Here is a 22,527-nt window from a genome sequence, read left to right on the forward strand (position 1 = left end):
GCCGTCTTCTGACCGATCGCAAAGCCGGCGTCAATCTCGTTGGAGGGCCGAGGGCGAACCCGGAGGGCTTAGGTCGCCGCGAACCCCCGCTCGAAATCGGCGATCAGATCTTCGGCGCCCTCGAGTCCGATCGAAACCCGCAGCAGATCCGGCAATATCCCGGCCTCGGCCTGCGCCTCGGGTGGCATCCCGCGATGCGTCATCGATGCGGGCGTGCAGATGAGCGTCGCGAACCCACCCAGCGAGGATGCGAGCGTCACCAGCTCCAGCGCCTGCACGAACTTGCGTGTCCCGGCCTCGCCGCCCTTGATCCGAAAGCTCAGCATGAAACCCGGCCCGCTCTGCTGCCGCGCCGCCAGTTCGTAATCGGGATGACTGGACAGACCTGGATAATGGACCTCCAGCACCTGTTCGTGATCGGCCAGCCAGGCTGCCACGGCACGCGCCGTCTTCTCCTGCCGGTCGACCCGGAGCGGCAGGGTCCTGAGGCCCCGCAAGATCTGCCACGCATCATGCGCGGATCCCGACAGCCCGGCTGCATTGGCCCACCATTCGATCCGCTCGACGATAGAAGGATCGCCGGCGAGCAGGGCGCCGCCGAACAGATCATTATGGCCGTTGATCGCCTTGGTCGTGGAATGGAGGACGATGTCGCAGCCCAGCGCCAGGGGCTTCTGCCGGCACGGCGTCGGCAGCGTATTGTCCGCCAGCACCAGGGCGCCGGCCTGCTTCCCCGCTTTGGCGCAGGCGGCGATGTCGACGATGCGGAGCAGGGGGTTACTTGGGGATTCCAGCCACAGCATGTCCGCCCCGTCAGCCAGCGCCGCGGCCAGCGCCGCACTGTCCCCCTGGTCGACGAACACGGCCCGCAGCACGCCGCGTTCCTCCATGCCCTGCAGCAGCCGATAGGTGCCGCCATAGCAATCATGCGGCGCCACCACCCTGGCCCCCTGCTTCAGCAGCAGCAGGGCAAGCAGCGCTGCCGATTGGCCGCTATTGGTGACAACCCCGCCTTGTGCCCCCTCCAGCGCTGCCAGCGCCCGCACCAGCAGGGTCCGGTTCGGGTTCACCGTCCGCGAATAATCATAATCAGGCTTGTCGGTGGGGCTCGCCCATTCCGACGTGTCGGCCGTCCACAAAGGCGGCGCGATCCCGTGATGCGCGGCGTCCTCGGCCACGCCCACCGATGCGGCGATCGTGCCGATGTCGCGCTTGTTGTGTTTCACCTCGTCCGTCACGCCCCCGTCTCCAGCCAGGAGGCGATCAGGCCTCCGATGATTTCCGGCTCCTTGAGGAAAGCATCGTGCCCGTAAAGCGATTTGATGATGTGTAGCTGCGTCTCGCCGCCCAGCGTTCCGGCCAATGCCTCCATTTGCGCGGGCGGCACCACCTGGTCCTCTTCCACGCCGATCACCAGGGCAGGGGCCCGGATCGCCCTCGGATCCACCCGATGCCGGTCGATCGATGCCGACAGGCTCAGGAATCGCCCCGGTGCCGTCACCTCCGCGAAGGCGCGGCCGCGTGCGTCCAGGTAGCGGCGCGGCGCCGAAGCGGAGACGGGCTCGCAGCTTTCGATCCCGCCTTCGAACCGCTCGCCGAATTCCCGGGCGGTGCGATAGGTGAGCATGCCCATGCCGCGCGCGATCGCCAGCGCTTCGCCGCCCACCCCCTGGCGCATGCCCAATGCCACCACCTGGCGCTGCAGGCTCCGCGCCGCGGTCGCCATCGGATGCGGGCAGGCGCCGGCGGAAATGATGGCGAGCCGGGTCGAACGCGGTTTGAACCTTTCGGCATAGGCCAGGGCGACCATCCCGCCATAGGACGCGCCGATGATCGCGAACGCCTCCTCCTCGCCCAGGGCGGCCAGTGCATCGGCGATGATCGCGCTCTGTTCGTAGGTGTCGGGGGCGAAGCCGCCGCTTTCGTCGGCGGCGAAATCGATCCCCATGATACGGTAGCGCCCCGCGTCCACCGGCCCGCCGTCGCGGAAGATGCAGTGCCACCATCCGGGCGTGCCGTCAGGCCGATAGGCGACCGCAGCCGTGCCCGAAATCCCGCCCAGCACCACCAGCAATGGCGCCCCCGCCGGTCCGGTCACGCAGGCATTCACCTCGCTGGGCAGTCGCGCTGCGGCCTCGCCGGCAAGGCTTCGCAGCGGGACCTTGAAACACGTCAGCGTGCCGCGGCATCCTCCGGCCGGGTCCTCGCCGTTCGCGGCCTGGGCCAGATCCTGGGGTCTCGAAACCGGCAATTCGTCGTCCTTCCTTCGATCAGGAGTCACGACGTTGCACGATCCCGCTTGGTTGCCGGTCGGCCGCATCGCTTCTCCTCAAGAGAAACTTCCACCTTGCCCGGGTAGGCAGGTTGGCGTGGGCCCAAGGACCCACTCTTGATGCTTGACCGCCGCGAACGCCGCGCCGGTCAGGGCGACTTAAAGGCAGGAATGTGTGAATTTCGCAATAAGAAAGTTTCGAACGGGCAATGATTTTCCTCGCTCACCACCAGCTATGAGGTCGTTCGCCTTCGGGGAGATGGCGCTCTCATGTCGGGGTTACGAGCGCGCGTTCCCGGCGACGGGCAGGGGGTTCTGGGCACGCATTTCATCGCTCAGTCCACTATGCAAAGCGGCCGCGCCTTTCGCTCCTCCGTTTGCAGATCGAGCACTTTCTTCATGTGCAGCGAAGAAAGCTGGAGATGGGCCCGCGCCGCGCGCATGCATTTCGAAACCAGCCCCAGGTGCAATTCGTGCCTCGCGCGGTCGGAATGATAGGCCAGATCGTCTCGTTTCATGATATTGTCTAACCCCTCCATGGACTTGGGTCTGTGTTCCATGGAAATGGCCGGCTCGCATTCACCTTTGTTATGCATGTCGGGAAAACTGGCTGATCTGGGTCAGTCATGGGACCCAGTGAGGCCCGCCGGTCTTGCCGACGGCGTTTCCTCCTTCCTCTCATCATGATATGTTCGGATCGATCGGGGCGGAGGGGAAACCATGGCGACGAAATTCGGGGATTTCGGTCCGGCTGCAGCCGTGCCGATGAGCGTCTTCAAGTCCGACCAGTCCTTCTTCACCCGCTACACCATGGCGCTCGCTTTCTTCATCGTCTTCGGCTTCGCGCAATTCTCGCTCCGCGGCATGGTCGATATCCGCCAGGCGTCGTTGCTCACCCACCTTCACGGCGCGGTCATGGTCGCCTGGCTGGCGGTCGCCACGGCCCAGAACCTGCTCGTCGGCCGGGACCAGCTCGTCATCCACCGTAAGCTCGGCTGGATCGGGGCGGCGCTGGTCGTCGCCATCGCCTTGCTCGGCGTCGCCGTCGGCTTCAGCGCCGTCTCCGGTCACCGTGTGCCGCCCTTCTTCACCGATCCATATTTCCTGGCCCTCACCATCGTCGAGCCGATTGCCTTCGCCGCGATCGTCGCCTGGGCGATCGCCTTGCGGCGCAGGACCCAGTGGCACCGCCGCCTCATGCTTGGCGCGCTGATCCTCATCCTGGAACCGGCCCTCGGCCGAACCCTGCCGATGCCCTTCATGATCGGCTGGGGCGAATGGGTCATCCTCGCGATCCAGCTTGTCGCCTTGGCGGTCCTCGCCCGTCACGATCGGAAGGTGCTCGGCAGCGTTCACCCGGCGACCATCGGCCTGATGGCCGTCGTCAGCGCCATTCACCTGATCATCTTCGCGCTTTCGATCTTCCCGCCGTTCGAAGCCTTCGCAGCCGGGGTTGCCGGTTGATCGCTCCGAATTGGCCTGGCGCGGCGCCGAAGCCGCGCTGAGGCCGCAAATATGAGCCGAGGCGGGAGGTTGGACAATCTCCCGCAAGAACGCTGCCTCCGTCTCGGCCGGGGAGAAGCCGTTTCAAGCATATGATGGCGCAAGCCAGCGGGGCGGACAAAGGAATTCGCGTTCGGGACCAAAACGTTTGCAAGTGCGCCATCGGGAATGTTATCTCATGACTATGGCGCGCTGGATGACCCTTCTGATGATGCTCGTACTTGTGGTTGCGAACGGACCTGCCGTTGCGGCCGCGATCTGCCAGCACCAGGATGTCCGGGTCCATGCGGCCGCGCTGCAAAGCGGCGATGCGGGCGTCGCGGCCGAAGCCCTGGACGAGGAATCCGCTGCCAAAGCCGCTTCGACCCAGGGAGCGCTCGGCGACGCCGCGGCCACGTTGCTGGCCGGATGCATGCTGCCGCACGCTCCGGAACTTCCGCGCCCCGACATCGGCGCCGCATGCACCGGCTCTGCAGATCCGCCTGTGTTGGGAAGTCGGACCGTGCCACCACTGCTCGAGCCGCCGCTCGCTTGATCTGACTTTGCCTTCAAGGGGCAAGTCAGGGCGCGTTTCCTAAAAAGCTGGTCCGATCCGCCATACCAGGGTGCGGGAACAGCCCAGCTTCCGGACACGCCCGCATCACCATCATTTGTCGCAATCCTACGCGAAACCGCTGCCCGCGCGGCAGCCGATCATTGGAATATCCTTATGCTTCGTATCATTCTTCTCGGCGGCACCGCCGCGTCTCTCATCCCGCAGATCGCCTTCGCGCAGACCGTTGAGCAGGTTCCTTCGCCAGCGGCTCCGGCGGAGCGCACGGCGCCCGCCCGCCAAAGCGGCCAGGAAACGAGCGTCGTCCACCATGATGAATCTCAGGAGATCATCATCACCGGCAATTACGGGCGGACGCTGGACTTTCTCTCGGGCTCCGCCGTGCTCGCCGGTTCCGAATTGCTGCGCGACATCCGGCCCCAGCTCGGCGACACGCTGGGCCGGCTCCCGGGGGTTTCGTCGACCTCGTTCAGCCCCGGAGCCTCCCGCCCCGTTCTTCGAGGCTTCCAAGGGGAGAGGATCAGGGTGCTCACCGACGGCATCGGGTCGATCGACGTGTCAAACACGTCGGCCGACCATGCGGTCACGATCGACCCACTCACTGCCGAGCGCATCGAAGTCCTGCATGGCCCGGCCGTGTTGCTCTTCGGAAGCCAGGCGATCGGCGGAGCGGTCAACGTGCTCGACCGGCGCATTCCGCGCGCCGTTCCGGAAAACGGCGTTCATCTCGACGCGATCGGGGCCTATGGCTCGGCGGCGGATGAGCGGAGCATCGGCGGTGCCGCAGACGTCGCGCTCGGTAAGAGTGGCTTCGTGCTGCATATCGACGGCAGCTACCGAAAGACCGACGACCTGGGCGTTGGCGGCTACATATTGTCCCCGACGCTGCGTGCGGAACAGCTCGAGATGGCGGCGGAGGAACTGGAGGAAGGCCATGTCGAGGAATCGGAGGAAGCGCTGGAAGGCGCCAATCGCCGCGGTCGCCTTCCGAACAGCGCCACGGAGCAGAAGACATTGGGAGCCGGCCTCGCTTTGATCCGCGACGGCGGAAGTCTCGGCTTCTCCGTGAGCTGGTTCGACAGCAACTATGGCGTGCCAACCGCCCCAGGTGCAGGTCACCATCATCACGAGGACGAACATGATGAGAGCGACGAGGAGGGGGAAGAAGAAGGGCATGGCGAGGAAGCCGTCACGATCGGCCTCGAACAGATTCGCGCCGACCTTCGCGGTCAGGTGAACGTCCGCGGTCCGCTCCTCGACGAAATCCGCATTCGTGTGGGAGCGGCGGATTACGAGCATACCGAGTATGAAGGAGACGAGGTCGGCACCATCTTCCGCACGCAGGGACTGGAGGGCAGGTTCGAGCTGGTCCAGACCGATCGCGGCGGATGGAGCGGCGCGAGCGGTGCGCAATTCTTCCTGCGCGATTTCGAGGCGATCGGCGCCGAGGCTTTTGTGCCGCCCAACGAAACCAGCCAGTTCGGCATCTTCTCGCTGCAGGAGATCGAGCTTGGCGGGATCGAGCTTGAGGCCGCCGGCCGTTACGAACGCAGCGGAGTCACCTCCAAAGCGGTCGGCGTCGATCGCAGCTTCGACGCTTTCTCGGCCGCGCTCGGTGTCGCCTATGAACCTTCGAATCGGCTTCGCGTCGGGCTCAATCTGTCACGGGCCGAACGTGCTCCATCCGCCGAGGAGCTGCTCTCCAACGGGCCGCACATCGCAACCCAGGCGTTCGAGATTGGCGATCCCACGCTGGACAAGGAAAAGAGCTGGGGCGCCGAAGTCTATGTCCGCGCCCAGACCGGTCCCGTGCGGCTCCGCGCCAGCATCTACGCGAACTGGTTCGACGATTATATTTTCCAGGCCGCGACCGGGGATGAGGAGGACGAGCTGCCTGTTTTCCAATATTTCCAGCGCGATGCGCGCTATTATGGGTTCGAGGCGGAAGCCTCCGCCACTCTGTTCCGCCTCGGCGGGTTCAAGATCGACGGTGACCTGGTGGCCGATTATGTGCGGGCGACCATCGACGAACGTGGCCCGGTGCCGCGCATCCCGCCGCTGCGGGTGCTGGGCGGGCTCGAAGCTGTCTCGGACGATCTGACCGGCCGTGTCGAAGTGGAATGGGCCGACGATCAGGAGCGGATCGCCACGTTCGAAACGCCGACCGACGGATATACTTTGGTCAATGCATCTTTGGCTTGGCGGCCCTGGGGGAAGCGCAGGGAAACGACGCTCATCCTCTCGGCGAACAACATTTTCGATGTCGATGCGCGCCGCCATGCCTCCTTCACCAAGGAATTCGTGCCGATGGCAGGTCGCGATATTCGGGTGACCGCTCGTTTCAGCTTCTGAGCGGCCGAAGGTGCCGAATGCAGGCGATCGCATTCAAGATTGAGGGGTAGGCAAGATGGAGGATGAGAGCCGGCTTGTCCTCCAGCTCATGACATGGAGAAAATTCCCGATCTCCCGGGATCCAACGTCGGGCTCTGGCTATCTTCTTCTGCTGAGGATGTCGTTGCCGTAAATTAAATGTCCGCTTTCACCTCATCCATCGTCTACCATCTAGGATCGGGAGGCGCGCGCGCACGAATGACGGCATTTACGGACATGCTGCGCAAGGCACGCACCGCCGTGCTGCGCCGCGGTGTGCCCGCCGATGATGCGGAGGATCTCGTCCAGGAGGCCTTTCTCCGCCTGGAAGGCTATGAGCGCGAACATGCGGTGCGCTCGAAAGAGGCTTTTCTCGTCTCGGCGGCCGTCAACCTCAGCGTCGACCGCGCCCGTCGCGCCGGGCGGGCGCCGTTCGATGCGTCGGTGTTCGATCTGGAAAATATTCCCTCGGATCTGGCCGGCCCGGACGAGATATTGTCGGGACGGGCAAGGCTCGAACGCCTCCAGGAGGGCGTCGCGCGCCTGCCGGAGAAAACGCGCCGGATGCTGATCGCCCGCCGGATCGAGGGTCTGAACTATCGCGCGATCGCCGACAGGGAAGGGTCCTCCGTCTCGGCCGTGGAAAAACAGGTCGCGCGTGCGACCCTGAATTTGATGAAGTGGATGGACGGATGGTGAAGGGCGGCGACAGATCGCCTGAGGGCGTGGAGGCCGAAGCCGCCGCCTGGCTGGCGCGGCTCCAGGGCCCCTATCGCAGCGAAAGCAGCGAGGCGGCTTTTCGCGCCTGGCTGAAAAAAGATCCCGCGCATGAGGACGCCTTCGAGCGGGCGACCGGAATATGGGACATGCTTCCGGGTATCGGCTTGCCGGCCGAGAGTTCCTCGTCGGAAAGCGAACGAAAATCGCGCCGCGGCGTCTTGGCGATGGTGGCCGGCGTCGCCGCGATGCTTACATTCGGCGGCGGCTATGCCTTGCTGACCCGTCCGTCCGTCCATGAGACGAGGGTCGGCGAGCAGCAGGTTGTGATGCTCGACGACGGCACCCGCGTGTCGCTGAACACCAATAGCAGGCTCGCCATCCTCTATTCCGAAGAGGAACGGCGCATCCGGCTCGACCGTGGCGAGGCCATGTTCGAGGTGATGAGGGATCCGTCGCGGCCCTTCATCGTCGATACGGACAGCGAGCATGTACGCGCTTTGGGCACGACCTTCATCGTGCGCCGCGATGACGGTAAGACGGCCGTGACCCTGCTGGAAGGCAAGGTCCAGGTCTCCGGACCGGCTGCGTCGAAAGGCCCGCTTATCGCCACCCTCGCTCCCGGCGAACGCGTGACGGTGACGCCGTCGGCCGGCGCGGCGCTGGACCGCCCGTCGGTCGAGGCTGTCAGTGCCTGGCGGCGCGGCGAGGTCATGTTTGAGGATATCAGCCTGCTGCAGGCCGCGGAGGAGTTGAACCGCTACAGCGCCGACCATCTCGTCGTCGCCGATCCCTCGCTTGCCTCCTTGCGCATCTCCGGCGTCTTCGCGACCAAGGACTTGGCCGAGGTCGCCCGGGCGATTGCCGAGCTGCACGGCCTCCGCGTCAGCCGCGAGGGCCGCGCACTCCGCTTCACCCGTGGATGAGGACGGAGCATCGTGCTGAAAAGTGGGTACCGGTTTTCGGCTTCTCACGATGCGATACACATACTGTAGCATCGTGCTGAAAAGTGGGTACCGGTTTTCGGCTTCTCCCGATGCGATACCCATACTGTAGCATCGTGCTGAAACGTGGGTACCGGCTTTCGGCTTTTCACGATGCGATACCCATCCTGTAGCATCGTGCTGAAACGTGGGTACCGGCTTTCGGCTTTTCACGATGCGATACCCATCCTGTAGCATCGTGCTGAAAAGTGGGTACCGGTTTTCGGCTTCTCACGATGCGATACCCATACTGTAGCATCGTGCTGAAAAGTGGGTACCGGCTTTCGGCTTTTCACGATGCGACCGCATATGCTGTTTCCGATATTTTTTTGCCGGCCCATGTCCGTTTCGTGACCGATCGTCGTCTACCCCAACAGGGAGCTGTTCAATGCAGCGCTTGAAATGGGGGGATGAATGATCATGAGGTTGATCTATAGCCGATCGTTGGCCGTCGGAACGGCCGTCGTCTGGACGCTCGCCGCGGCGCCCGCCGCTTATGCGCAGGCCACCTACAGCTTCAACCTGCCGGCGCAGGAACTTGGCAAGTCGCTTCGCGCCGTCGCCCGCAAGACCGGATCCAACATCGTCTTCGAACCCGTCGCGACCCGCGGACGGAAGGCGCCGGCGCTCAAGGGCGGCTATTCCGCCGCCCAGGCGGTCGAGCGGCTCCTGACCGGCTCCGGTCTCTCCGCCCGTCAGACCAGCGGCGGATCGTGGATCGTCTCGCCCCTGCGCACGGCCTCGCTTGTCGAAACATCCGCGACGTCGTCGGTCGTCGCGACCCCGGCCGCTGCGCAGGATGAAGGCGCGCCCGCACGCGCGAACACTGCTGATGATGCCGCCGATCCGGAGATCGTGGTCACCGCCACCCGCCGCGAACAATCCATCCTCGACGTTCCGATCAGTGTCGAGGCCTATAGCCAGGAGACGCTGGACCAGAAGGGCGTTCGGAATGTCGAGGATCTCGTCCGCATGACGCCGGGCGTGACGATCGAGACCAGCGCGTTCAACTCCAAGTTCATCGCGATCCGCGGCCTCTTCTCGGCGACCGGCGCGACCATGACCGGCGTCTATATCGACGATACTCCGGTCCAGGTTCGTACGCTGGTTCTGGCGACCAATTTTTATCCGGCCATGTTCGATCTCGAGCGGGTCGAGGTCCTGCGCGGGCCGCAGGGCACATTGTTCGGGGCCGGCGCGATGGGCGGCGCGGTGCGCTTCATCACGGCGAAGCCCGGCCTGACCGAATATTCCGGTTCGGCGCGGGCCGAGCTGGCCCTCACCGAAGGCGGCGATCCGAGCTATGAAGCCGGCATCGCCGTCGGCGGCCCGATCATCCAGGACAAATTGGGCTTCCGGATCAGCGGCTATCATCGCCGCGACGGCGGCTTCGTCGACCGCATCCCTTATGTCGCCGATCGCGGCACGCCCGAGGAGAATTCCAACGCGCGCGAGACGACCGTCCTCAATGCGGCGCTGACCTTCGCGCCGACCGATCGTCTGACGATCACGCCCTCGGTCTTCTACCAGAAGCTCAGGCGGGACGACACGGAACAATTCTGGCAGCTGCTGGACAATCCCCTGGTTCCCCGTCCGCAGATTGGGCGCTTCGTCAATGGCGAGGGCCGGCCATCGTCCGGCAATGACGAGGCTGCCATCTATTCGCTGAAAACCGAATATGATCTCGGAGGCGCAAGCATCATCAGCAACACCTCCTATCTCGATCGCAATACTGACGAAATCCTGGATTCGACCTCGGCCTATCAGGAAGTGCTGGGATCCCTGGCGGTTCTGTTCGGCGCGCCGCCCGTCTATTTTGACACGCCGTTCGGCGGCCTCGAAAATTCGACTATCACCAATTTCTGGACCCAGCGCACCTTCACCCAGGAGTTGCGACTGCAGTCCAATTCGGATGCCGACAGGCTGAGCTATGTATTTGGCCTCTTCTACCAGAATGCGCGTCAGACTTCGCTCGGGATCGATTATTTTCCGGAATTCGTCGCTTGGCAGACCGCGGCCTACGGCTTTCCCCTGCTTGGCGCTCCCGATGCCGACGACGTCATCGCGCTGGACGACAATGCGACCCGTGACCGGCAATATGCGGTCTTCGGCGATCTTTCCTACAAGCTGACCGATCGGCTGACCGTGAGCGCGGGCGTCCGCGTCTCCCACATGAAATTCGATTTCTTCCAGTTGCGGAGCGGGGCCTTCTACGGCGGCGAGTTCGTCACCAACGGCCGCACCTCCGAAACGCCGATCACGCCGAAATTCGCCCTTCAATATGAGCCGTCGCCGGACTGGATGGTCTATGCCAGCGCGGCCAAGGGTTTCCGCCAGGGTGGCGCCAATCCGCTGGCGAATACGACGACCTGCGCCGCGGATCTCGCCGAGTTGGGCATAGATCAGGTGCCCGGCCAATATAGGTCGGACAGCGTCTGGAGCTATGAACTGGGCGCCAAGGGCCGCGCAGGCCGCACCCTCACTCTGGCCGCCAGCGTCTTCAACATCGACTGGAAGGACATCCAGCAGCCGCGGTCGCTGCAGAATTGCGCGCATCTTTTCATCGACAACCTTGGCAAGGCGCGCAGCCGCGGCTTCGATGCGAAGATCATCGTCATGCCGGCCCGTGGTCTGACCTTCGATATCGGCATCGGCTATATGGACACGACGTTCAGGGAGACGATCCTCACCCAGAATGGCCAGGATACGATCGTCGAAAAAGGCGATCGGTTCGCGGTGCCGTGGATCGTGACACTGGCCGCGGACTATCAGACCGCGCTCGGTTTCGGCGATCTGACCGGCTATTACCATATCCAATATGATTACAGGAGCAGCTTCGGCGCCAACCCGGACAATGTCGATTTCAACCCGATTACCAGTCGAACCGACGAGCAGCATTTCGTCGCGGCAAGATTGGGGGTGCGGCGCGGGCCGTTGGACGTTTCCCTGTTCGTCAACAATCTGCTGAACTCGCAGGACGATCTCAGCAGGCTGCAGTGGATACCGGGGTCCGACCGCGTGCTGACGAACACGTACCGGCCGCGCACCTTCGGTATCACCGGGGGTTATCGTTTCTAGGTGTGGGGCGAAGAGTCCGGTTCGTTCCTGAACGAGAATAACTAAGCCCATCGACGAATAAAACTCGTTTGCTCCCGAAGCCGCGGCATCAACATAAAGGCGCGAGACGTGCCATCGGAAGGTGGCAGATGAACCGACGGGCGGGCCGTTCGGAACTTGTCGTGGGGGATATGGTTCTGTTGTTGCAGGTTCGACACTCTGTTCGGGCATTCATTCAGCTGGCCATACCGGTCGCGGCGTTCTTTGCCGGCTCGAACGTCGCCGGCGCTGCGACCCCGACAACGCCGCACGCGGCCGTCTCAGCCGCAGCGCCAGAACAGGTTCCGGCATCGGCTTATGCCCGCGCCGAGGCAGTGCTGCGGCCCCACATCGGCAAGCTGATCCCCGGTATGAGCGTCCGTCCGCGCTGGATCGGAGAGACGTCTTCATTCTGGTACGAAAAGCAGACCCGTGACGGCCGCGACTATGTGCTGGTCGATGCCGTTCCGGGCAAGACCCGGCCGCTCTTCGATCATGACGCGCTGATCGGCGCGCTGGCCGGCGCGACGGACAAGTCGATCGCGCGGGCCGATTTCCAGCTGGCCGCGCTCCGGGTCGACGAACGGACGGGCAGGCTGCATTTCCGCTATCGGGACAAGAACTGGCGATATGATCCAGATGCACGTGCGCTGACGCCGGATCTCGATCCCGCCGCCCAAGGCGAGGAATCGCCCGATGGCGCCTGGCGCGCCGTGGTTCGTGACGGCAATCTGTTCGTGATTTCGACGAAGGACGGCAGCGAAAGACAGCTCACCCACGACGGCAGTTATGACGCGCCTTATGCCACGCCGCCGATCGATCCGAAGATCATGATCGCTCAGGGGACCCAGCGGCCGGCGGTGCCGCCGGTGCTGAGCTGGTCCCCGGATTCCCGGCGCATCGCCACTTTTCGCCTGAACCAGGAGGGTGCGCGGCGGCTGGCGCTGGTCCAGTCGACGCCGCCGAACGGCGAACAGCCCAGGGTATTCGACTATGTCTACACCCTGCCGGGTGACACGGAGACGGCGCTCGCCAGGGGCATATTCTTCGAGGTGGAGACCGGGAAACGCACCGACATGGACCTCGCGCCGGAGCCGGTGCTTTATTATTTCGGACCTCATTATGCCTGGAGCGCCGACAGCAAGGCGGTATTCGCGCGCATCACGGAGCGCGGCTACAGGAAGCTCGAACTCTTTCGCGTCGACGCCGCCAGCGGCGTGTCCACTCTGCTTTCCGAAGACAGGGCGGACACCTATCTCGACACCTGGAGCCATTTCTGGTCCTATGACGACAAAGCCGACAGGCTGTATTGGACCGCCGACCAGACCGGCTATTTTCAGCTTTATGCGATCGATCCCCGTACCGGCGCCAGGCGGCCGCTGACTTCGGGCGACTGGGTCGTGCGCGGCGTTGCCGGCACCGACAAGGCGGGCAGGGCGCTGATCGTCGGAACCGGCCGCGAACGCGGACGCGATCCGTATCTGCGGCATCTCTATGCGGTCTCGCCAAAGGGTGGCGCGCCGAAGCTGCTGACGCCCGAGCCGCTCGATCACGACGTCTCGGTCTCTCCCGACGGCCTTTATTTCGTCGATAACATGTCCCTCATCGATCGGCCGACCCGATCGGTGCTGCGCCGCACGAGCGACGGCGGAATCATGATGGAGCTCGGCCGCGCCGATGTCAGCGCCTATCTGGCTGCCGGATATATCCTGCCCGAACCGTTCGAAACGCTGGCGGCGGACGGCAAGACGCCGATCTACGGGGCAATCTTCAAGCCCGCCGGTTTCGATCCGGCCAAATCCTATCCGATCATCGAGGAAATCTACACCGGCCCGCACATCGCCGGCAACAGCCCGAAATCCTTCGAGGCGGCGATGACCCTGCGTTTCATCAACGAACATGCCCAGATTGGCGCGATCGGCGTCACGGTCGACGGCCGCGGCACCGCCGGCCGGTCCCGCGCCTTCCAGCAGCCGGCCTTTCAGAATCTCCACGCCGTCGGCCTCGACGATCATATCGCCGCGATCCGGGCGATGGCCGCGAAATATCCGTGGATGGATGCCGATCGGGTCGGCGTCTACGGTTATTCGGCGGGCGGCTATGACGTGGTGCGCGCGATGACGGAGCGGCCTGATTTCTACAAGGTCGGCCTGACGGGCGCGGGCGTCCAGGACAACCGGCTCGACAAGGCCTGGTGGAACGAACAGTGGATGGGCAGCGAGATGGGTCCCGTCTGGGATGCCAATTCGAACATCCACTGGGCATCGAAACTGACCGGCAAGCTGATGATCGTCCATGGCGAGCTCGACGAGAATGTTCCGCCCGCCAATTCGCTGCGGCTGGTCGACGCACTCATGAAGGCCAATAAGGATTTCGAGTTCCTGATCTTCCCCAACGCCCACCATTCCGTGCTCGTCATTCCTTATTTTCATCGGCGGAGCTGGGATTTCTTCGTGCGCGAACTGCTGGGAAAGACGCCGCCGCAATATGAATTGAAGCCGTTTCCGTGAGGGCGTGAGGCCGAATGCGGTGCGGCCGTTCCGCGAACGCAGTCGGCGTCCGATGTGAATCGGGGAATTTTGGGGGATTTGATCTTGTTGTCACAGGTTCGGCTTTTCGCTCGCTTTTCCATCCTTCTGGGAACGATGGCGCTCGCCCTGCAGGGCTGCGGCCCGGGCTCCGGAAAATCCGACGGCCCGGCGGCGGTCGATCAGGCGAGGCTGCTCGCCGCGGCGCAGGAGCCCGGCAACTGGCTGACCTATGGCGGCGGTTTCGATGCGCAGCATTTCAGCCCGCTCGATCAGATCAACACCGGCAATGTCGGCCAGCTCGGCCTCGCCTGGTCGTTCGAGTTCGATACCAATCGCGGGCAGGAAGCGACGCCTTTGGTCGTGGACGGCGTGCTCTACACGTCGACTGCCTGGTCGAAAGTCTATGCGATAGATGGCCGTACCGGGAAGGAATTGTGGAAGTTCGATCCTGAAGTCGCTGGCGAGGACGCCTACAAGGCCTGCTGCGACGTCGTGAATCGCGGCGTTGCGGTTTGGAAAGGCAAGGTGTTCGTCGGCGCGATCGATGGGCGGCTGATCGCGCTCGATGCGGCGACCGGCAAGCAGCTCTGGTCGGTCCAGACGGTCGACAAGTCGAAGCCCTATACGATCACCGGCGCCCCGCGCGTATTCAAGGACAAGGTGATCATCGGCAATTCGGGCGCCGAATTCGGTGTACGCGGCTATGTCACCGCTTACGACACCGAAACCGGCAAGCTGGCCTGGCGCTTCTACACCGTGCCCGGCGATCCGGCCAAGGGCCCGGATGGCGCCGCCTCGGATCCGGCGATGCGGATGGCGGCCAGGACGTGGGCCGGCAAATGGTATGAATATGGCGGCGGCGGCACCGTCTGGGATTCGATCGTCTACGATCCTGAATTCGACCAGGTCTATATCGGGGTGGGCAACGGTGCGCCGTGGAACCGCAAGGTCCGTTCCGACGGCAAGGGCGACAATCTGTTTCTCGCGTCGATCGTCGCGGTCGATGCCGATACCGGCAAATATAAATGGCATTATCAGACGTCGCCGGGCGACAGCTGGGACTATACGGCGACCCAGCCGATCATGCTGGCTACGCTCCCCATCGGCGGCCAGCAGCGTAAAGTGCTGATGCAGGCTCCGAAGAACGGCTTCTTCTACGTCATCGACCGCGCAAACGGAAAGCTGCTCTCCGCCAAGCCGTTCGTGGAGCAGAGCTGGGTCGAGCGGATCGACATGGCCACGGGCCGGCCGGTGATGAGCGCCAATGCTTATTATGAGGAGGGGGTCAAGATGATCACCCCGTCCTCCGTCGGCGGGCACAATTGGCAGCCCATGTCCTACAGCCCACGCACCGGCCTCGTCTACATCCCCACTGTGCGGTGGAGCCTGACCTTTGATCAGGATCCCGCGTTCAGGTTCAGGCCCGGGCCGGAAATGAACCAGGGCGCAAAAATTGGCATCAATCCCAAGGAGCCGGTCGGAACCGGTGCGCTGATCGCCTGGGATCCGATAAAGCAGCGCGAAGTGTGGCGCGTGCCGCAGCCGGAAATGATCAATGGCGGCACGGTCGCCACGGCGGGCGACCTGGTCTTCGCCGGCAATGCCCATGGCGAATTCAGCGCCTTCGACGCCAGGAGCGGCAAGAAATTGTGGAGCTTCAGCCAGCCGACCGGCATCCTGGCCGGACCGGTCAGCTACAGTATCGACGGCGTCCAATATATAGCGGTTCTTGTCGGCAAGGGCGGCGGTGCGATGGGCATGCCCGACGTAAACCGTCCCCGCATCCCCCGCTTCAACGGCCGCATGCTGGTCTTCAAGCTCGGCGGCAAGGCCAGCCTGCCCAAGCTCGATCTGACGCTGCCCCCCGCCAATCCGCCCAAGGACAGTTTCACGTCCGCCCAGATCGAAGCCGGCGCGGGCCTTTACGTGGACAAATGCGCCCGCTGCCACGAAGGCCAGGCGGCGCCCGACCTCCGCCGCTCGGGCGCGCTCGCCGATCGGGATGTCTGGAAAAGCATCGTCATCGACGGCGTGATGTCCGGCACCGGCATGATCGGCTTCTCCAGGTGGATGAACGAAGAGCAGGCGGAATCCATCCGCGGCTTCGTCGGCATGATGGCCACGGAGTTGGCCAAGCAGGAGAAGGATGCACCGCCGAAAGGCGCCTCCGCCGAGGATCTCAGCCGGGTCAAACCGCAATAGCGACCAGCTAGCCCTTTCCCGGGGGAGAGGACAGGTCGAGGCGGGAAATGTCCTGGATCGGCAGATAAAGGAAGAAAGCACGGAGGAGCTTGCCCGGCCACACGGCGCGAGGGCAAGCCGGGCCGTCATCCATTAAATTATGCGCGTCATGTCCGGGCTTGGCGCCTTCGTGCGTCGAGCCTAATGACAGGAATGGCTATGGCTTCGTCGGAATGACTGCCGACCGTGCGGAATTGAAGGCTCTCAACGTCGCCTACAGGCCGGCGCTCATCCGCTATTTCATGCGCCGTACCCACAATCACGCAGAGGCCGAGGATTTGACGCAGGAGGTTTTCATTCGGCTGGCGACCGTCGATATGTCGGTGGTCGAAAAGCGCGAGGCCTATATCTTCCAGACCGCGTCGAACCTGCTCCGCGATCGCTCTCGGCGAGAACGCGTGCGCACCGAATATCGTGAGGATGTGCAGCGCGGCGAGGATGTCGGCGTCGATCTGCTCGATCCGCACCGCGTCGCCGCGGGCCACGACATGCTCCAGACGCTCTATGCCGGGCTGGCTGAGCTGCCCGAGCGGACGCGCCGGATCTTCACGCTCTACCGTATCGAGAATGTCGGCAAGAAAACCATCGCGGCCCGGTTCGGCATTACCGAGAGCGCGGTCGAAAAGCAGGTCGGCCGCGCCATGGCCTTCCTGATCGATCGCCTGGGGGACCGGTCATGACCGCGAAGCGATACGAAGCGGAACCGAGCGCGCAGGCGCTGGAAGCGGGTGAGTGGTGCCGCCGCGTTGCCGAAGGCGACATGTCGGATGGGCAGGTCGAAGCGTTCGAAACATGGATGGAGGCCGATCCCGCAAACCGTGCCGCCTTCGACCGCGCAAGCTTCATCTGGCGCGCGCTCGACGGCCGCGCCGCGCCACCCGAGCTCGTCAGCGTGCGTGTCGACGCGCTGGAGGCTCTGGGCACCCAGCCGATCCAGGATAATGTCGGTCCGCAGCACTACCGCCGGCGGTGGCCGGCCGTCGCCGCTTCACTGCTGGCGCTCTTCCTTGTGGGTTCGCTGATGCTCTGGCCGCGCGGCCAAAGCTTCGAAACCGGTGTCGGCGAGCGCCGCGTGGTCATGCTCGACGACGGCTCGCGCCTCTCACTCGATGCGGCCTCAAAGGTCGGCGTCACTTATTCCGATGACCGGCGGTCGCTTACCCTTTTGTCCGGACGCGCCAAATTCGACGTCGCGAAGAACGCGCTCAGGCCGTTCAGCGTGACCGCGGGCGGCAAGCTCATCGTCGCGACCGGCACCTCGTTCAGCGTTGAGATGCTGGCGGGCAAGGTGGATGTCGTTTTATACGAAGGGCATGTCGCCGTGCTCGACGCCGAAACGGGGGCACCGGCGCCGGTTCGCACCGCGCGCCAGCTCCTGGCGGCGGACCAGCTGATGGTGCCCGGAAGCGAGCTCAGCCTGCCTGCATCGGGCGTCGGCACTCTCACGGAGGTCGATCTTGGCCGGAGCGCGGCTTGGGAGGCGGGGCAGCTCAGCTTCTCCGATGAACCGCTCGGCGAAGCGGTGGCGCGCATGAACCGTTATGCGACCACGCCCCTCGCCCTTGGCGATCCAAGGGTTGGCGGGATCCCAATCAGCGGCGTGTTCAATGCCGCCGACACGTCGGGCTTCGTGACCGGCATCACCGGCGTTTTCCCGGTCCGCAGCCTTGCCGTCGACGGAAAGATCGTGCTGATCAGCGACGATAGCGAATAAAAAGATCACCATTCCATTCCGAGTTTGCCGTTCTGGCGCGTCGCAAGAGAAGGGCCAGCTTGACTGGTCGAGCGACTAGGGGGGTGAGCATGATCAGGAATATTCGTCGAGCTTTGCTTTTGGCATCTGTGGGCGTCGGCGTTAGCGCAGTGGCGGCACCGGCGCCGGCCGTCGCTGAGGGCCAGACCTATCAGCTCGACATACCGGCGCAGAGCCTGGGCGACGCGCTACGCAGCCTGGGCAAGGCCACCCGCCAGAATGTCGTGTTCAGCGGCGCGGCGGTACGAGGCAAGCGCAGCGCGGCGGTGAAAGGAACTTATCGCGTTCGAGAAGCGCTCGACCGCATGCTGATCAATTCGGGGTTGAGCGTCGAACTGGGGCGGGGCGGCGTCTACATGGTGAAGCCCGGCCTCCAGGTTTCGGCGGCTATAGGGCAGGTCCCAACGTCATCTGCATCAGCCAACGATCTGCCCTACGATGACGGCGACGAGATCATCGTCACCGCCACGCGGCGCGAGCAAAGTGCGCAGGACGTGCCGGCGAGCGTCTCCGCCGTTTCGGCGAAGCAGCTTGAGAGGCTGAGGGCGCGCGATGCCGAGGATTTCGCACTCACCGTCCCTGGATTGTCCTTCACGCGGCAGGAAGGTGGACGGTCGGCTTTCGTGGTGCGCGGCATTCCGAGTCTCGGTTCGGCCGCGACCACGGCCCGATATCTTGACGAAACGCCGCAGTCGGTGGATCCTCGCCTGTTCGACATCGAGCGCGTCGAGGTGCTGAGGGGACCGCAGGGCACGCTGTTCGGTTCTAGCGCCATGGGCGGCGCGATCCGCACGATCACGCGCAAGCCGCATCTCGGCGATTTCGAGGGGCGGGTCGAAGGCGCCATCTCGACGGTCGACCAGGGTGGCGACGGGTTTGACGCCAATGTCGCGTTGAACGTCCCGATCAGCCGGGATCGGCTGGCCTTGCGCGCGGTGGGCTATCGCGAGCGGGTTCCGGGTTTCGTCGACAATTACAACGTCATGCACGTCCCGCCCGAAGCGCCGCAACTGGGCAGCCTCATCAAGAAGAATATCGGCAGCGAGGATATTGAGGGCGGCAGATTGATGGCGCGATGGCAGCCTGACACCGACGTCACGATCGACGCTGCATATTATTACCAGAGGACGGATCGGAACGGCTCCGGCTCCGAAGACGGGGAATTGGGCGTGGGCCGCTTCCGCCAAAACCGGCCTGCGGGTGAGCGCTTCCTGGACGAACTTAACCAGTTCAATATCACCGCCAATATCGATTTTGGCTTTGCTTCGCTCGTTTCGTCCAGTTCCTATGCGACGGTGGATACGGCGCAGCGGGCCGACGTCACCAATATCGCCGGGTCTTTCCTTCCCATCTTCAGCGCCATCTTCGCTGGCGGCGCCGACACCTCTTCGATTACACCGATCGAACTCGGCGCGGATGGGGAAACGCGCCGGTTGACGCAGGAGGTGCGTCTGGTCAGCGATAACAGTGGCACATTGCTGTGGTTGGCGGGCTTTTTCTACCAGAAGGATAAGGCAGAAGGAGCGCAGTTTCAGGTCGCGCCCGGGGCCGGCGCCATATTTGGTCCCCTTGCCCCAGGTAACTCCCTCTCTCACTTCCAATCGTCGAGCCGAACGGAGGAAATATCCTTCTTTGGGGAACTGACTTATCGCCTCTCCGACACCCTGGAAGCGACGATCGGGCTGCGACGCTACAATCTGGAGACGTCGTTCCGCCATGACCAGCGCGGCCTGTTCGCCTTCGCCGGTACCCTTGAATCGGTCATCGACGGCACTCAAATCAGCGCCGCAGCCGAGGAATCGGGCTTCACCTACAAGGCCCTGCTTTCGTACAAGCCAACGCGAAACCTTCTCTTCTACGCGCAGGCCTCGTCCGGCTACCGACCCGGGGGACCGAATTCGTTCGTGCCGCCAACGGAAATCCCGACGCCGCAGCCGCAATATGAATCGGACAAGCTCTGGCAATATGAACTGGGCTGGAAAACGAGCTGGCTCGACGATCGGTTGGTCTTTAACGGCGCCGTCTTTCACATCGATTGGACCGACATCCAGACGAACATCCTGACCGGAAGCGGCTATTCTTTCGTCGGCAATGCCGGCGCTGCGCATAGCCAAGGACTGGAACTCGAATTGCAGGCAAGGCCCGTACGCGGTCTGAACCTTGGCGCCTCCATGACCTTGATCGATGCCGAATTCGACAGCGATTTCCCGACCCTCCAAGTCGAAGCCGGCGATCCTCTGCCGAACATTCCGGAATTCACCGCCAATGTGAACGCTGAATATCGGTTTCCGGTCTCGGCCAGTGCGGATCTTTATGTGTTCGGACAATATTCGCGCGTCGGTGAACGTGGCGCCTCCGCGAACCAACCGATCACTCTCAATCCGTATGACAAGGTCGACGCGCGCGCCGGCGTTGCTTTCGGCGGTTGGGATGCTTCGGTGTTCGTCAGGAATCTGTTCAACGAAAAGGCGATCATCGGCCGCTTCACGAATTTTGCCGGGGAACGTCTGACGTATCTGCAGCCGCGAACTATCGGGCTTGTGGTGAAGACGGATTTCTGACGAATTGGACCGTTTTCGCAGATGGGGAGAGTGCGTGACGCGATCGGGCCTTTTCGCCGGCATTGCGATGCTGGCGGCATGCCTCCTCGGCCTGCTTGGGGAAGCGGCACGGGCGCAGACAGCGCTCTCGCCCGAGGCCGTCGCCGCGTGGGCCGATGCCCATGTCGGGGCGGCCATGCTGGCCGGCAAAACCGATGCGGCCGTCATTACGGTGGTCCAGGACGGCCGCGTCCTGCTCGCAAAGGGCTATGGCTGGTCCGATGCGGGGCGCACCAAGCCCATCGGCCCCGAAAGCCGGATCAGGATTGCCTCCATCAGCAAACTCTTCGTCGCCACCGCGGTGGCGCAGCTTCTTGAACGGCGACTGATCCGGAGCATCGACGATCCGGCAAATGACTATCTCAAGCGTTTCAAGCTGCCCGCCAATACCAATATCCCGATCAGCATCCGCCATCTCCTTACCCACACGGCGGGCTTCGAGGATATCATGTTCGGCACTGCTACCAACAGGCCGGTGGCGGTTCCACTTTCGGCCAAGGACATTCGGCCACGCCTGCCGGACTTTGCGCGGCCTCCGGGCGGTTTGATCGATTATTCCAACGCGGGCTACTCGATCCTCGCCCTTCTGATCGAAGACGTTACCGGCCTGTCCTATGCGCAATATTTGGACAGCCGGATCTTACGGCCACTCGGGATGAACGCGACAGCGCTCGACCTGAGCGTCGATAAACCCAAGAATCTTGTCGAGAGCCGCGTTCTGCTTGCGGGCGGGAGAAGCAGGCCGGTGCCCTGGACGGCGCTCCACCCATTTTCCGCGCCGGCTGGCTCGGTGATTTCCACTGCAGTCGACATGGCCCGATTCATGGCGGCTGCGTCGCTCCGCAGCGGCGACGCTTCCAGTCCACTGCTACGCGCGAGCGGGCAGGAAAACATGTTTCGGCCCATCGCCTGGTCGCATCCGGCCATGACTGGAATTGGCATTGGCTATTTCACGCAGCGATGGAATGGTCGCTTGATTGCGGAACATGGGGGCGATCTTCCGGGCGCGCACACGATGCTGGTGATGATCCCGTCCCTGCGCGCCGGCATCTTCATCAGCATGTCCAATGAAGCCCAGCCAGCATCTCCCGGCGCTCGGCGGAACCGGGATCATTCACCGCGACAGATGGGCTATCGCTTCCTTGCGCATTTTCTCGGGCCCCTGCGCCTCGACACAAACATCGCCGGCGCGCGGCAAGCCACGGGAGATCTTGCCGGCGACTATGTCTTCCAGCGGCGGCCCCACAAGGGCATCAGGATGCTCGATCCTGTCATTTCCGTTCGAACCAAGGATAAGGATCATCTGGAAATCGTCGGCATTGCGGCTTTGAAGCCTTTGGCTCCCGGCATTTACGAGGGTACAGACAAAGGCATCTTCAATTATGTCGCCTTCACCGCGGGTCGGAGCGGTGATCCGGTGATGGTGCCTTATTTTCCCTTCTCGTCGCTGAAGCGGGTTACGGGCCTTGACCATCCCGGCACGGTCGGCACGCTCGGGCTCGCCGGCCTCGCCTTGTTCATTACTGGCTTGTTGGCCTTGCGCTGGCCGAATGCGACGCGGCTCGAACGTTGGGCAACCCGATCGCCGGCAATGATCCTTACCGCTGGCATTGTCGCCTCCATCCTCTTCGTGGCACCGATCTGGGGCGGCCTTTCCGGGTTCGAGGCTTATGCTTATGGCGATCGCCGCGGCGCGGTCTTCCTGGTCGTCATGGTCAACGCTTTGCTCGCTTGCGTCCTCGCCGCCATCCTGATGGCGATCCGTGGATGGCAAGCCGGACTTTGGGGCAGCGGCAGGCCCGGCACTGCCAGACGGGTCCATTTTTCGCTCTTGGCTGTCGCGCTTTGCCTCGTCCTGCTGCCGCTTCGATACATGAACCTGATTGGCTGGCCTTTCTGAAGGCTTGA

General features: G+C 63.6%; 15 protein-coding genes and 1 riboswitch. Of the genes, 12 read left to right on the forward strand and 3 right to left on the reverse strand.

The window, feature by feature from the left end:
• Positions 1 to 68 precede the first annotated feature (68 nt).
• From RQX22_RS00130 to RQX22_RS00140, 3 genes are all read right to left on the reverse strand, one after another.
• Positions 69 to 1,238, reverse strand: a complete 1,170-nt coding sequence (locus tag RQX22_RS00130; protein ID WP_315722513.1) for a trans-sulfuration enzyme family protein — start codon at positions 1,236 to 1,238, stop codon at positions 69 to 71.
• Complete coding sequence (locus tag RQX22_RS00135; protein ID WP_315722515.1) at positions 1,235 to 2,320, reverse strand: alpha/beta fold hydrolase; 1,086 nt, start codon at positions 2,318 to 2,320, stop codon at positions 1,235 to 1,237. Before RQX22_RS00135 ends, RQX22_RS00130 begins: the two co-directional genes overlap by 4 nt.
• Positions 2,290 to 2,401, reverse strand: a riboswitch (SAM-I-IV-variant riboswitch). Its footprint overlaps the gene before it by 31 nt.
• A gap of 206 nt (positions 2,402 to 2,607) precedes the next feature.
• Positions 2,608 to 2,790 carry a hypothetical protein gene (locus RQX22_RS00140; protein WP_315722518.1) on the reverse strand — a complete coding sequence of 61 codons (183 nt, stop codon included), beginning with the start codon at positions 2,788 to 2,790 and terminating at the stop codon, positions 2,608 to 2,610.
• A 202-nt stretch (positions 2,791 to 2,992) separates the two neighbouring features.
• Between RQX22_RS00140 and RQX22_RS00145 the strand changes: the two genes are divergently transcribed.
• The 12 genes from RQX22_RS00145 to RQX22_RS00200 all read left to right on the forward strand — a co-directional run bounded on the left by RQX22_RS00145 (position 2,993) and on the right by RQX22_RS00200 (position 22,519).
• Positions 2,993 to 3,736 carry a hypothetical protein gene (locus RQX22_RS00145; RefSeq protein ID WP_315722520.1) on the forward strand — a complete coding sequence of 248 codons (744 nt, stop codon included), beginning with the start codon at positions 2,993 to 2,995 and terminating at the stop codon, positions 3,734 to 3,736.
• Between the two features lie 247 nt (positions 3,737 to 3,983).
• Positions 3,984 to 4,310: a hypothetical protein gene (locus tag RQX22_RS00150; protein ID WP_315722522.1), complete on the forward strand. Its 327-nt coding sequence runs from the start codon at positions 3,984 to 3,986 to the stop codon at positions 4,308 to 4,310.
• A 174-nt stretch (positions 4,311 to 4,484) separates the two neighbouring features.
• The gene (locus tag RQX22_RS00155; RefSeq protein ID WP_315722524.1) at positions 4,485 to 6,680 is read left to right on the forward strand and encodes a TonB-dependent receptor; all 2,196 of its coding nucleotides are present in this window, start codon (positions 4,485 to 4,487) and stop codon (positions 6,678 to 6,680) included.
• A gap of 237 nt (positions 6,681 to 6,917) precedes the next feature.
• Complete coding sequence (locus tag RQX22_RS00160; RefSeq protein ID WP_315722526.1) at positions 6,918 to 7,397, forward strand: RNA polymerase sigma factor; 480 nt, start codon at positions 6,918 to 6,920, stop codon at positions 7,395 to 7,397.
• On the forward strand, positions 7,391 to 8,341 hold the full coding sequence (locus tag RQX22_RS00165; RefSeq protein ID WP_315722528.1) for a FecR family protein: 951 nt from the start codon (positions 7,391 to 7,393) through the stop codon (positions 8,339 to 8,341). The genes RQX22_RS00160 and RQX22_RS00165 overlap by 7 nt, the downstream gene beginning before the upstream one ends.
• Before the next feature lie 471 nt (positions 8,342 to 8,812).
• Positions 8,813 to 11,476: a TonB-dependent receptor gene (locus RQX22_RS00170; RefSeq protein WP_315722530.1), complete on the forward strand. Its 2,664-nt coding sequence runs from the start codon at positions 8,813 to 8,815 to the stop codon at positions 11,474 to 11,476.
• Positions 11,477 to 11,604: 128 nt separating this feature from the next.
• Positions 11,605 to 14,004, forward strand: coding sequence for a S9 family peptidase (locus RQX22_RS00175; RefSeq protein ID WP_315722532.1), 2,400 nt, complete (start codon positions 11,605 to 11,607; stop codon positions 14,002 to 14,004).
• Positions 14,005 to 14,139: 135 nt separating this feature from the next.
• Positions 14,140 to 16,227 carry a PQQ-dependent dehydrogenase, methanol/ethanol family gene (locus tag RQX22_RS00180; protein WP_315722534.1) on the forward strand — a complete coding sequence of 696 codons (2,088 nt, stop codon included), beginning with the start codon at positions 14,140 to 14,142 and terminating at the stop codon, positions 16,225 to 16,227.
• A gap of 212 nt (positions 16,228 to 16,439) precedes the next feature.
• Positions 16,440 to 16,946 carry an RNA polymerase sigma factor gene (locus RQX22_RS00185; RefSeq protein ID WP_315722535.1) on the forward strand — a complete coding sequence of 169 codons (507 nt, stop codon included), beginning with the start codon at positions 16,440 to 16,442 and terminating at the stop codon, positions 16,944 to 16,946.
• A complete protein-coding gene (locus tag RQX22_RS00190; protein WP_315722537.1) occupies positions 16,943 to 17,980 on the forward strand; it encodes a FecR family protein in 1,038 nt (345 codons plus the stop codon). The genes RQX22_RS00185 and RQX22_RS00190 overlap by 4 nt, the downstream gene beginning before the upstream one ends.
• 128 nt (positions 17,981 to 18,108) lie before the next feature.
• On the forward strand, positions 18,109 to 20,580 hold the full coding sequence (locus RQX22_RS00195; RefSeq protein ID WP_315722539.1) for a TonB-dependent receptor: 2,472 nt from the start codon (positions 18,109 to 18,111) through the stop codon (positions 20,578 to 20,580).
• A gap of 34 nt (positions 20,581 to 20,614) precedes the next feature.
• Positions 20,615 to 22,519 carry a serine hydrolase domain-containing protein gene (locus RQX22_RS00200; protein WP_315722541.1) on the forward strand — a complete coding sequence of 635 codons (1,905 nt, stop codon included), beginning with the start codon at positions 20,615 to 20,617 and terminating at the stop codon, positions 22,517 to 22,519.
• Positions 22,520 to 22,527: the final 8 nt, after the last annotated feature.

Source organism: Sphingosinicella rhizophila, from assembly GCF_032378825.1.
GTDB lineage: Bacteria > Pseudomonadota > Alphaproteobacteria > Sphingomonadales > Sphingomonadaceae > Allosphingosinicella > Allosphingosinicella rhizophila.

Bases quoted from the DNA above. Each gene is read 5' to 3' on its own strand.
- RQX22_RS00135 (WP_315722515.1), bottom strand. From the start codon at position 2,320: ATGCGGCCGACCGGCAACCAAGCGGGATCGTGCAACGTCGTGACTCCT.
- RQX22_RS00140 (WP_315722518.1), bottom strand. From the start codon at position 2,790: ATGAAACGAGACGATCTGGCCTATCATTCCGACCGCGCGAGGCACGAA.
- RQX22_RS00145 (WP_315722520.1), top strand. From the start codon at position 2,993: ATGGCGACGAAATTCGGGGATTTCGGTCCGGCTGCAGCCGTGCCGATG.
- RQX22_RS00150 (WP_315722522.1), top strand. From the start codon at position 3,984: ATGATGCTCGTACTTGTGGTTGCGAACGGACCTGCCGTTGCGGCCGCG.
- RQX22_RS00155 (WP_315722524.1), top strand. From the start codon at position 4,485: ATGCTTCGTATCATTCTTCTCGGCGGCACCGCCGCGTCTCTCATCCCG.
- RQX22_RS00160 (WP_315722526.1), top strand. From the start codon at position 6,918: ATGACGGCATTTACGGACATGCTGCGCAAGGCACGCACCGCCGTGCTG.
- RQX22_RS00165 (WP_315722528.1), top strand. From the start codon at position 7,391: ATGGTGAAGGGCGGCGACAGATCGCCTGAGGGCGTGGAGGCCGAAGCC.
- RQX22_RS00170 (WP_315722530.1), top strand. From the start codon at position 8,813: ATGATCATGAGGTTGATCTATAGCCGATCGTTGGCCGTCGGAACGGCC.
- RQX22_RS00175 (WP_315722532.1), top strand. From the start codon at position 11,605: ATGAACCGACGGGCGGGCCGTTCGGAACTTGTCGTGGGGGATATGGTT.
- RQX22_RS00180 (WP_315722534.1), top strand. From the start codon at position 14,140: ATGGCGCTCGCCCTGCAGGGCTGCGGCCCGGGCTCCGGAAAATCCGAC.
- RQX22_RS00185 (WP_315722535.1), top strand. From the start codon at position 16,440: ATGACTGCCGACCGTGCGGAATTGAAGGCTCTCAACGTCGCCTACAGG.
- RQX22_RS00190 (WP_315722537.1), top strand. From the start codon at position 16,943: ATGACCGCGAAGCGATACGAAGCGGAACCGAGCGCGCAGGCGCTGGAA.